Raw genomic sequence first — 12,254 nt, forward strand, 5'->3', positions numbered from 1 at the left:
CAGCCCCCATTACGGACTTTCACCGATTAGTACGTGCCCATGCTGGGCACACAATTAGGAGCTAATGCTATTTTAGGTATATCATTAGCTGTTACAAAAGCAGCTGCAAACTATTTACAAATGCCATTGTATAAATATATAGGCGGAGTGAATGCAAAAATATTACCAGTTCCTATGATGAATATCTAAATATCTCAATTGAAGATGGTATGGATGAAGAATATTGAGAAAGTTGGAAATTAATTACCGAAAGATTAGGAAAGAAAACTTTCTTTAATATAAAGTAAAACTTTTTAATGGTCATAATGTACCCTCAAGGGTATAAAATAAATAAAATTGTTCAAAAAAAGAACGATAAATTAATTATCGTTCTTTTCAAATTAGTTTTAATTTTAACTAAATGAAATTTAGTGTCATTTAATTATATTTTAATAAACTTTTACTCTTCATATTCAATAGCTTCTCTTATTCCTTGAATCTTTTCAACTGTTAATCCTGTTATAGAACTTATCACTTCATTATCGAGTCCATTTTTATTGAATTTTTAACTATCTCTATAACTTTTTTACTTTCTCCTCTTTCCATAATCTTTTACCTAATTCAGTCATACTAAGCTCCTCCTCTACTTTTTCTAAATCTCTACCCTCTAAAAATTTACTGGCAAAAGCATATAACATTGTTTCAATATCATACCTATATTCTGTATCTACACTTCTTACTATCTTTATTGCAATGAAAAACCTTAAAATCTATAGTATAATGTATTTAATATATAATTTAATTTTGTAATATACGTATCTGTGTAATTTGATTATATAGTAAAAAATAACACAACCATAACACAACACAGCTAATTTTCTTTATGACATTTTATAATCAAATAAAATTAAGAATGCTCAAACACAAGTAAAATAAAGCCTTAGAAGAGGTTATAAAATACACTAAAATTCAAATCCTAGAACTTCTGAATTCTAGAAAAATTTAAATTAGAAATGGCTTATTTACTTGGTTTTAAGATTTAATTCTTAACTAAGAGTGTATAAAATGACACAATAATAACAAACCACCTTATTTTAGTGTAAAATTGATTTGTGAACTCAAATTTACTAAAAAAAGGTGGTTTATTTATGATTAATGATCAAGAATATATCACTACAAAATTGAAAAAACATTAGAGAAAATGATACCTTTATCTTCAAAAAGATTAAATAACTTAGTTGCTATAATTGCAATTTATCCGATTGCAATGATGCTTATCAGAGAGGTTTTAGATATTAAACGTTACTAATTTTTTATAATCCAATGGTAAAGGTAAATGTGGTTTTTTCGTTAACGGTGCTTTCAGCATATAGTTTGCCACCAAGTCTGTCTATAATCGCCTTTGCGATGGATAGACCTAACCCATATCCGCCATCTTCTTGCGTTCTTGCAGTACTAATTCTGTAAAATCGGTCAAACAGCTTTGGCAAGTCAGATGGAGTAATTCCTTTTCCAGTGTTTTCAACTGAAAAGACAATGTTATGTCTCGTTTTTCTCAGAGTAATATCAATCGCACCTTTTTCATTTGTGTACTTTACGGCATTATCAAGCAATATCATAACAACCTGTTTGATCCTTTCACTATCGCTAGTTACAATAACATTTGACTCTATGGTATGGGTAAGGGTTATTTCTTTTTCATAAATCAAAACCTCGGTCGACAGTATGGCTTCGTTTGCAACTATGCTCATATCGAAAGGCATATTCTGTACTTTGATATTGGTGTCCTCGGCTTTGGCTAAATATAAAAGATCGCTCACGAGTTTACTCATTCTTCCAATTTCAGCCTGTATATGATCGATCCATTTTTTCTGGCTTATGATTGTTTCCTCTTGATGGGCAAGCAATGCATCGGAATTTGCACTAATAATAGCCAGTGGTGTTTTGAGTTCATGGGATGCATCCGCAATGAATTGTTTTTGCTTATCCCAAGTTTGCGAAATTGGTTTAATAGCTCGATTTGCAAAATAAAGACTGATTGCGAAAATAACAAAAATCATGGCGAAACCAATGATTAAAAATGTCATTAAAAGTTCTGTAAGCATCTTGTCAGAATCGGTAATATCTAAAAACGCTATTTGCCGTTCTGTTCCAGTAGAACTTATAATGCTTTGCTGCCCACTTTTATTTGTCACAAATTTGCTGCTTACCGATGACACTTTATACATCCACTTTTTGCCTTCCAGAAAGATGGTATCTATGTCCCTTTTATTATTTAAAGCAAGCTCGGCAGCTTTGAAATAAGTTTCTTCCGGCATATCAATAAAAGTTACTATTTTAAGAACTTCATCATCCCCATTCATTAAAATATTAAATGAAAGAGAAAAATTAGGGGGAATGACGCCGACTGTCCTATTTCCTTGCACATCACTAGAAAATTCTCTATCCTGCCTTAAAGATATTCCGATTGGAAGGGCAAATATATTGTTTAACTTATTTTGATTTTCCATCTGTACGTTAGAGTATGTTGTAAAATAAATAGTAGCAAAGGCGGCAAGCATTACCATCAAAATAATTGACATATTCAATATAAGGAATCTGTTTCGAAGTTTTTTAAACATATCAATTTTCATCCTTTGCAATTTTTATTATATACCCAACGCCACGCACCGTTTGTATGACTGTTTTGGAGTTTACATGGCTTAATTTTTTTCGCAAAAAAGATACGTATACCTCTACGTGATTATCCTCGGCATCACCATCAAATCCCCATAACTTCCCAATAATCGCGTTTTTAGAGATAACCATGCTTTTCATATTTATGAGAAATTCCAATAACTGGCATTCTTTTAACGTCAGCTTAAATGATTTTTTACCACAAAACAGGTCTAACGTTTGTGGATTTAGCTCAATATCTCCACAAGTCAATATACCATCATTTACAAATTCACTTTTCCTGCGTCCTAACGCACGAATTCGTGCTAATAGTTCATCTGTTTTAAACGGCTTTGCCAAATAGTCGTCCGCTCCGCTGTCAAGACCTTTGACTTTATCCTCAGTCTCGCCTTTTGCCGTAAGGAGGATAACTGGAGTCGCAATGCTGTTGGCACGAAGTTCCCTCAATATGCTTAATCCATCCAATTTCGGAAGCATAATATCAAGAATGATAATGTCATAGATGCTGGAAAGTCCGCAATCCAAGCCGTATTCGCCGTCATACGCCAAATCAACAGTATAATTATTTTTCTTTAAAACGGCGGCAATTGCTTCTGCCATATATTTCTCATCTTCAACCATTAAAATTCTCAACAGAACACCTCCTGATTGGTTTATTCAAAAATGTAGTAGTATACTCACGACAAAGGAGCTATTATCAGACTCCTTTGTTGTGAGTAGGACTCATTTTGTTAAGGTTATTTAGTCTTATACTTTAGTTCGCCTAATGAAGAAATTCCGCTTGGAGCGTTTTCGCTCCAAGTTGTGCCGCCATCAGTTGAATAGAGTTTAACACCATTTTCCACCTTGACCATCACACTTGTTCCGCTTCCCATTTGCGGTATAGCTCTATTTGTCATGAAATTTCCACCCTTTTCATTAAAAGTGGGAATGCCTTCGGGAGCGTTTTCGCTCCAAGTTGTGCCGCCATCAGTTGAATAGACTTTAACGCCGTTTTCCACCTTGACTATCACACTTGTGCCGTCTCCCATTTGCAGTATAGCTCCATTTGTCGTGAAATTTCCATCCTTTTCATTAAAAGTGGGAATACCTTCGGGAGCGTTTTCGCTCCAAGTCTGGCCACCATCGATAGAGTACATCTTAACGCCATTTTCGGATTTAGCCATTATGTTCATACCGGCATCATCTATGTGAAATCTGCCGTTAGTAAATTGGCCACTCATGATTTTTTCACCCTTGAACATAACACCCTGAATGCCTTCTGGAGCATTCTCATTCCAAGTTGCACCGTCATCAGTTGAATACAACCTAACACCGTTTTCCATCTTCACCTTGACGCTCATATTGATACTATCCTTGAATGTGGAACTACTGTCTGACCTCATTGGGGTACTTGCCGCAAATGCTGTTGTCGCACTCATTGATAGAACAAGAGCTCCACATAGAGCGACGGTACCGAATTTCCTTTTTGTTGCAGTTGAAATGTTTTTCATTTTCTTAACCTCCGTTAAAATTATTTTGTAGGTAGTTACCTTACATCCTAATCATAACTGCCAAACCTTTAATAAACCTTAAATGGCAAATTATTTTAAAAGGTTTTACAATATTTTTCATCAGCAGCTATCTTTCTTCCTCGAAAATAGCCTTTTTATAATGATATACGTTATAATGAACAATTACAAGCCAATGAAGCCTCTGGTTTATAAAGGATTTTCTTTCCATTAGCATTTACCTGCATAATTTACGATGAACAATTATTAATTATAATTAATACATAATTAACTTTATAAATGCAAATTATATTAAATAATACAAAATATATAAAATAATCTAAATTATTATTTAATAATAGTTGCTAATTAATAATAATTGTTTTATAATAAAAACATAGAATATAAGAAGACAGGAGATAATTAATATGAGTAATAAAGAAAATTTAAACAAAAAAAATGAATGTAATTGTACAGATAAGTTTGAAGTAGCTTTTGAAGAAGAAAAAGTTAAAGTTGATCCATCAAATCCATGTGATCCAAGTAATCCAGATTATCCATGGGTTTCATGTGGTATAGATAAAAAAACTAAAGATAGTGAAGAAAAATAAATTAATATATTATAAAGATAAAAACTATATTGAGCATTATTTTGCTAAATATAGTTTTTGTTTTTCATACGAGAAATTATAAAATTTTAAATCTGTTTATAACTTTTAAATTGTTAAATATCAATGCTCAATGAAGGAATAAATTAATATATTTATTTATCATTCATATAATATATATGCTTTCACCACAAAAATAACCACTTTTTTTCAAACTTTTTTTAATTTTATTTCGTTTAATAAAATAGTATAAAAAATGAATCTATTTCAAAATATAGATTCATTTTTTAACTATTTTTTAATTATTTTATAGCACCTTTAGTTACTCCTTCAATAATACCCTTTTGAGCAAATAAATAGAATACTAATATAGGTATTAACGCTAATAAGTAAGATGCAAATGCTAAGTTATAATCTGTCCCAAATTGTGATTGGAATATAAATTGAACTAAAGGAATAGTTGCAAAGTCCGGGTTACTTAATATTACAAGTGGTAACATAACATCATTCCAACACCATAATGCTGTTAAAATGGCTACTGTTGCATGTATTGGTTTTAGCATTGGAAATATTATTTTAAAAAATACTTGCCAAGTACTTGCTCCATCTATCAATGCTGCTTCTTCTAATTCTATTGGTATAGATTTTAGAAAACCTACATATAAGAATACATTAGAAGATAGTCCATACACTGTATATAAAAGAAGTAATCCCATTATATTATCCATATTCCAAACACTAACTTGTTTTACAAGTGGAAGCATTATTATTGGAAATGGTACAAACATGGCACTTAAGAAATAATAATACATAGCTTTGTATGTCTTTTTATGTATATTTCTTGCTATTGCATATCCAACCATAGAATTAGTGATAAGAGTAAGTATAACTGTTGTTATTGTAATAGTTAAACTGTTTTTTAATGCATTAAAGAAATTAGTCATTTCTATAGCTTTAGTAAAGTTTTCAAAATGAAAAACTTTTGGTAATGAAAAGATTCCGTTCATCATATCTTGTGGTGATTTTAAAGCTATAAGTACTGTTATTAATAATGGAAAAAGTACAGTTATAGTTCCTAAAATCATTAGTATTGTTACAAACCAATTTGTTTTCTCATCTTTATTTACTTTAGATTCTTTATTTTTTCTTGATTTATTAACTACTGCAAACATTATAATTGCATCTCCCTTCTTTCAAGGATTCTTAGTTGTAATAATGATATTGCTACTACTACTATGAAATAAATAACTGAGTTTGCTGATTGGTATCCAAATTGACTACCATCAAAACCAGCTTTATATATTAATACAGCTATAGATTCTGTTGATCCTGAAGGACCTCCACCAGTAAGTGACATAATTTGGTCGAATACATTTAAGAAATTTTTCATTGCTAACACCATATTTATAGTGAAAAATGGAGCTAGTAAAGGAAATGTTATCTTTTTAAACTGTATCCATTTATTTGCACCATCAATTGCACTTGCTTCATATACATCTTCTGAAATAGTTTGAAGTCCAGAAATATATATTATTGTGTTAAATGCAATGGCTTGCCAAGATGCTACTATGACAACCCCAAGCCATGCCAAATTAGGATTTCCAAGTATGCTTTTACTTAAAACTTCGCTCCCGATTGCTTGTCCTGCACTTGTTAGTATAAATGTAAATATATAACTGAATATATAACCAACTATTAATCCACCTAAAATATTAGGAATAAAATAAATACCTCTTAAAGTACTTTTAAATTTTATTTTAGAATTTAATCCTACTGCTAAAATTAAGCTTATTACATTTACTATAATTGTTGAAAGTAAAGCAAATTTAAATGTAAACATATATGAATTAATTATTCTTTCATCTGAGAATATACTTATATAATTCTTTATACCTACAAATTTAAAAGTTCCAAATCCTCTCCAGTTTGTAAAACTATAAGATATACCCTTTAGTAAAGGTAATGTATGAAAAATAAAAAATAGAATTACTGCTGGTATTGACATTAATAAGAACACTCTTCTTTTTTCTTTCATGCTCGTTCACCCCTATAACTTATTTTATTGCTGTGATCTATTCCATCTGTCATCTAAACTATTTAAAAGCTTATCTATATCCTTATTAAATAAATAAGCTTGAGCTAAATCTCCAACTTGCATTGATGCTGGATAATGGTGATCAGGAAAATCTAAAACCATTCCATTTTTAAAGTATGGATTTAAATCTTCTACAGTTTTATCTTGTTGATATATATCTTTAATTGCTGGAATCGCAAACTGTTCTTTTGCATATTGTTCTACATTCTCATTCTTAGTCATAAAATCTAAAAATTTAATTGCCGCTTCTTTATTCTTAGACTCCTTAGGTATTGCAAATAGTAAATCGATACCTGAAACAACACTGTTCTTGCTTGCATCATTATTTGTTGGCAATACAAACATTCCTAAATTCATATCTGGATTTATCTTTAATATTTCTGGAATAACCCAATTTCCTTGTATCATCATTGCTGCATTTCCTTGAGCAAAAGATACATTTCCATTATTGTATCCGATTCCAAAATTATCATTGTGACCATATTCTATTAACTTTTCCATCTTTTCAGCTATTGGTTTATATTCATCTCTAAATGTAACTTCATTTTTTCTACGTTCAATAAAGAAGTCTTCAGATTGAGTATTAGCTGTTATAGCATTCCAAGCTGGCATAGCAGTCCATGCATCTTTTAGCGTAAAGTAAAATGGTGTAATTTCTGCCTCTTTTATCTTTTCAGCAGTATCTATAAATTCATCCCATGTAGTTGGAACTTTTAATTTTAATTTTTCAAAAATATCTTTATTGTAAACTACTCCCCCAGCATTACATGCATAGGGTATTCCACATAAAGTATCACTAGGTTCAAACTCTAAACTTTTTAAAACATTAACGTAAGCAGGTTGTATTCTATCTATAATATTTTTTTGACTAGATAAATCTTCTAAAATACCTGCATCTACAAAGTCTCCATAATTCATCTCCCCAGCTATTGTTAATATATCTGGAACATCATTTTTTACTAATCTTGTTTTTAATACTGTCACAGGTTCAGCTGGTGAACTAATAATTACATCTATATCAGGATTTTCTTTTTCAAATTTTTCTTCAAGATTTTTAAATGTATTTATTGCTTCTGCTTTACTTAAAAAAACTTCTACTTGTTGTTTTCCATCTGCATTTTTAATATCATTGCTTTTACAACCAGTTAAAAGTGATGTAGAAAAAATGCAAATTGTTAAGCAACTAATAAGAATTCTTGTAATCTTCATTATGCCAACTACTTTTCTATAGTACTTAATACTCATAGAAAAATAGTATTCACCTCCTATTATTTATAATCTTTATAGGCTATATATCTTGTTTCAGGAATCGTTCCCAAAACAAGATATATAATTATTAAATAAGATATGCTCTACATTCATAAGGTCTTAAGCTTATATTCTCTAATGTCTCTTCTTTACACTCATCATAATTTGCTATAAGAAGTTTTTTATATTTTGATTTTATATTATTAGGTAATTTAAATTCTGAAATATTGCTAGAGAAATTACATATTACTAATAACTGTTCTTCATTTAATGTTCTTACATATGCATATATCTCTTCACTATCATCTAAAATTAAATCATAATTTCCATAAACAATAATTTCATTATCTTTTCTTATTTTTATAAGCTCTTTATAATAATTAAAAATAGAATCTTTATCATTTACCTGACTTTCAGCATTTATTTCATTGTAGTTATGGTTAACCTTAATCCAAGGAGTACCTGTTGTAAATCCTGCATTTACACTACTATCCCATTGCATAGGTGTACGTGCATTATCTCTACCTCTATCATGAATTCCTTCCATCATTTCATCATGTGATCTTCCTTTTTTAACAACTAAATCATTGTATGCATTTATAATTTCTATATCTTTATAATCATTTAAATCCTCAAATTCAACATTAGTCATACCAATTTCTTCACCTTGATAAATATAAGGAGTTCCCTTCATCATATGAAGACATGTAGCTAACATCTTAGCTGATTCTTTCCAATACTTTTTATCATCTCCGAATCTTGAAACAACTCTTGGTTGATCATGATTATTCCAATATAAACTGTTCCAGCCCTCATTTTCTAAACCTTTTTGCCATTTAGACATTATTCTCTTTAAATCTGTTAATTTAAATGAGTTCTTATGCCATTTTCCATATTTTCCATTACCTAAATCTGTGTGTTCAAATTGGAATACCATATTAAGTTCATTTCTATCTTCTCCAGTATATAACTTAGCTTCTTCAACACTTACACCTGGCATTTCGCCAACTGTTATTAGATTTTTATCTCTTAAAACCTTTTCATTAATTTCTTCTAAAAACTCATGTATTCTTGGACCATTCATTGAATACTTACTGAAATCTCCATTTACACCATCAGGGAATTCTTGATCTTTAGAAATAAAATTAATAACATCCATTCTAAATCCATCTATTCCTTTATCTAACCACCATTGCATCATAGAATAAACTTCATTTCTTAATTCACTATTTTCCCAATTTAAATCTGGTTGTTTTTTAGAGAATAAATGTAAGTAATACATTTCTGTTTCTTCATCATATTGCCATGCTGGGCCGCTAAAACAAGATGTCCAATTATTTGGTGGTTGACCATCTTTACCTTTTTTCCATACATAATAATCTCTGTATTTATTATTTTCTGATTTTCTGCTTTCTACAAACCATTGATGTTCATCTGATGTGTGATTTACAACTAAATCCATCATTATTTTAATTCCTTTTTCATGAGCTGATTTAAGTAACTCATCAAAGTCGTTCATAGTACCAAATTCAGTCATTATATCTTTATAATCACTTATATCATATCCATTATCATCGTTAGGTGATTTATATACAGGTGAAAGCCAAATAACATCTATACCTAATTCTCTTAAGTAATCTAGCTTTTCTATAATTCCTCTTATATCCCCAATTCCATCCCCATTACTATCCTTAAAACTTCTTGGATAAATTTGATATACCACACTTTCTTTCCACCAATTTGTTTTCATAAAAACTCCTCCTTTTATTTTTAATAAATGCTATGTTTTAAATATATTATGTATTAGGTTAACCGATTACGTAACCTTGAAAAATAAAATGGTTTATTTTAACCATTTTACAGTTTCTCTTTCAGCAATATTATGCTTCATAATAATTTGTTCTTTAGAATCGCTTCCATTAAGCATATTTAAAATTTCATTAAATGCCTTACATCCCATTTCATATAATGGCTGTGATAATGTTGTTAATGGTGGTATTGACATTATGGCTGTTTTAGTATTATCATATCCTACAATTGATAACTCATCAGGTACTCTAATATTTTTTCTATAGGCAACATTTAAAATTCCCACTGCCATATCATCACTAGCTACAAATATAGCTGTAAATTCCTTTTTTCTTTCTAATAAAGTATTCATGCATTCAATTCCACTGTTATATGAGAAATCTCCATATGTAATTAATTCCTCGTCTACATTTATTCCATACTCTAAAAGTGCTTTCATATACCCTTGTACTCTAGGTAATCCTGCTATTGTATCTTCTTTAGTTCCACTTATCATCGCAATTTTTTTATGACCTCTATCTAATAAATACTTAGTTGCAGTATAAGCTGCTGATAAATCATCTACTTTTATATGGGGCATATCATATTTAGGCGATGTTGTAGATATAAGTATATATGGAATATTGATTTTTTTTAAAGCTTTATAGTATTCATCTTCTATTTTTATACTTACAATGATGACAGCATCTAATTGTCTTTCTTCTAAAATTCTTAAATATTCTAAAGTTCTAACTCCTTTTGAACCAGCATTACAAAGTATAACGCTATAGTTGTTCTCATGTGCTACATCCTCTATTCCACGAATGATTTCACCATCAAAGTTTGTAGATACATCTGGTAAAATTACTCCTATAGTTCTTGTTGTATTAGTTGATAAAGACCTTGCAATAGCATTTCTTTTATAGCCAATTTCATCAACTACTTTAAGAACTCTAATTTTTGTTTCCTCAGAGTATCCCCCTAAATCATTTAAAACTCTTGATACTGTAGCTACAGATACTTTAGATAATTTCGCTACATCTTTTATGGTTGATGCCATCTCAATACCTCTTTTTTCCTTAAGTTAATCGATTACTTAAATATACAATACCATATTTTCATATACATATCAATAAAGTAAAATACTAAAAACTTAAACATATTAAAAATTAATACTGTTAAAACCCCACTCCATCTAATATTTTATAGATTTCTAAAGAGTAAAAAAAAATTTTAAAAATTTTCCTTGTTAATGTATAAAATTTTTTCGCTTGTCCATAATATAAATGTATCCACAATATCATAATAATCATTAGTCCCCTTAAACTAGTATAACGTTTGTTGTTATACTAATATGAATTGTTTATTTACGAAGAAAACTCTCCATTATAATAATGAAGAGTTTTCTTATTTTATAGTTTATTTTTCAATTACGTTTTAAATAATCATTTTTAGTATATGTTCATATATGCAATAGATAAAATGGCATTGTAATTAGACTTTTAGAACCCCCAATGAGTATTGTCACATTTACTGCTTGTCTCAATTTTATATTGGGAACAAGCTAAAACGGGACTATACTCATTTTAGCGTTCTTAAGTTTAATTACTTAGTCCATTTTTATTTATGCATATATGAACACTTTTTAAAACATAGCATTATTTTTTAGATACATATTTATTATCTTTTATATAAAACCTCCATGGAAAGTCTATTGCTTCCTCGGCATAATCTATTCCAATCCTCGTTGTTTCAACAATCTCATGATTATCATAGCTATCTTCTATATATAAATCACCTTTTTCATAAAGCACTTTATAATTATCTTTTTTATCTATTCCAAAAGCCATGCATAATTTTGATGGTCCATTAGTTAATTCTCTCTTCTTAACAATAGATAATTCTTCAAATTTTTTATTAAACCTTTTTAAAGAAATATACTCAAAATTATCTAATGGCTCTAATGCTCTAATTAAAACTCCCTGTCCATCATCATTTTCTCCGCTTATTACATTAAAGCAATGATAAAGTCCATATATAAAATATACATAAGCTATTCCGCCTTCTTTAAATAGCGGTTCCGTTCTTTCAGTTCTTCTTCCATTATAAGCATGTGATGCTTTATCAATTAATCCAATATACGCTTCAGTTTCTACTATTTTTCCCCTTAAAATAACACCATCTATTTCTCTTACTAAAATTTTACCCAATAAACCTTTAGCTACTTCCAACGCATCTCTTTTATAAAATTCCCTATTCAAAATCAATTACTCATCACATCCTTTTATTTAAAATCTCATTCTAAAGTTTTATTATAACTAATTTTTGATATTTTATTATAAGTCTACATTAAAAATGAATGTTTATATT

General features: G+C 29.5%; 11 protein-coding genes and 1 pseudogene. 2 read left to right on the plus strand and 10 right to left on the minus strand.

What is annotated here, in order from left to right; translation table 11 throughout:
- Positions 1-51 precede the first annotated feature (51 nt).
- Positions 52-186 (plus strand): annotated as a pseudogene (gene eno / locus RYM86_RS07200) (phosphopyruvate hydratase); the annotation flags it as partial.
- Between the two features lie 368 nt (positions 187-554).
- On the opposite strand, the gene RYM86_RS07205 reads toward eno, so the two are convergent.
- The 4 genes from RYM86_RS07205 to RYM86_RS07220 all read right to left on the minus strand — a co-directional run bounded on the left by RYM86_RS07205 (position 555) and on the right by RYM86_RS07220 (position 4,148).
- A complete protein-coding gene (locus tag RYM86_RS07205; RefSeq protein WP_315079095.1) occupies positions 555-677 on the minus strand; it encodes a hypothetical protein in 123 nt (40 codons plus the stop codon).
- Positions 678-1,292: 615 nt separating this feature from the next.
- Positions 1,293-2,600 (minus strand): HAMP domain-containing sensor histidine kinase, encoded by a 1,308-nt coding sequence (locus RYM86_RS07210; protein ID WP_315079096.1) that lies wholly within the window; start codon positions 2,598-2,600, stop codon positions 1,293-1,295.
- Position 2,601: 1 nt separating this feature from the next.
- Complete coding sequence (locus RYM86_RS07215) at positions 2,602-3,288, minus strand: response regulator transcription factor (RefSeq protein WP_315079098.1); 687 nt, start codon at positions 3,286-3,288, stop codon at positions 2,602-2,604.
- 104 nt (positions 3,289-3,392) lie between these two features.
- Positions 3,393-4,148, minus strand: a complete 756-nt coding sequence (locus tag RYM86_RS07220) for a sialidase family protein (RefSeq protein WP_315079100.1) — start codon at positions 4,146-4,148, stop codon at positions 3,393-3,395.
- A gap of 425 nt (positions 4,149-4,573) precedes the next feature.
- Here RYM86_RS07220 and RYM86_RS07225 point away from each other — a divergent pair, with 425 nt between their 5' ends.
- On the plus strand, positions 4,574-4,756 hold the full coding sequence (locus tag RYM86_RS07225) for a hypothetical protein (protein WP_315079101.1): 183 nt from the start codon (positions 4,574-4,576) through the stop codon (positions 4,754-4,756).
- A 299-nt stretch (positions 4,757-5,055) separates the two neighbouring features.
- Here RYM86_RS07225 and RYM86_RS07230 read toward each other — a convergent pair whose 3' ends face one another.
- The 6 genes from RYM86_RS07230 to RYM86_RS07255 form a co-directional block, all read right to left on the minus strand.
- Positions 5,056-5,925, minus strand: coding sequence for a carbohydrate ABC transporter permease (locus RYM86_RS07230; RefSeq protein WP_315079102.1), 870 nt, complete (start codon positions 5,923-5,925; stop codon positions 5,056-5,058).
- Positions 5,925-6,788 carry a sugar ABC transporter permease gene (locus RYM86_RS07235; RefSeq protein ID WP_315079103.1) on the minus strand — a complete coding sequence of 288 codons (864 nt, stop codon included), beginning with the start codon at positions 6,786-6,788 and terminating at the stop codon, positions 5,925-5,927. The genes RYM86_RS07230 and RYM86_RS07235 overlap by 1 nt, the downstream gene beginning before the upstream one ends.
- A 24-nt stretch (positions 6,789-6,812) precedes the next feature.
- Positions 6,813-8,093, minus strand: a complete 1,281-nt coding sequence (locus tag RYM86_RS07240) for an extracellular solute-binding protein (protein ID WP_315079104.1) — start codon at positions 8,091-8,093, stop codon at positions 6,813-6,815.
- 91 nt (positions 8,094-8,184) lie between these two features.
- A complete protein-coding gene (locus RYM86_RS07245; RefSeq protein ID WP_315079106.1) occupies positions 8,185-9,846 on the minus strand; it encodes an alpha-glucosidase in 1,662 nt (553 codons plus the stop codon).
- Between the two features lie 93 nt (positions 9,847-9,939).
- Positions 9,940-10,944, minus strand: coding sequence for a substrate-binding domain-containing protein (locus tag RYM86_RS07250; protein WP_315079107.1), 1,005 nt, complete (start codon positions 10,942-10,944; stop codon positions 9,940-9,942).
- Positions 10,945-11,542: 598 nt separating this feature from the next.
- Positions 11,543-12,151: a DNA-3-methyladenine glycosylase gene (locus RYM86_RS07255; RefSeq protein WP_315079108.1), complete on the minus strand. Its 609-nt coding sequence runs from the start codon at positions 12,149-12,151 to the stop codon at positions 11,543-11,545.
- Positions 12,152-12,254 lie beyond the last annotated feature (103 nt).

Source organism: uncultured Clostridium sp. (assembly GCF_963527835.1).
GTDB lineage: Bacteria > Bacillota > Clostridia > Clostridiales > Clostridiaceae > Clostridium.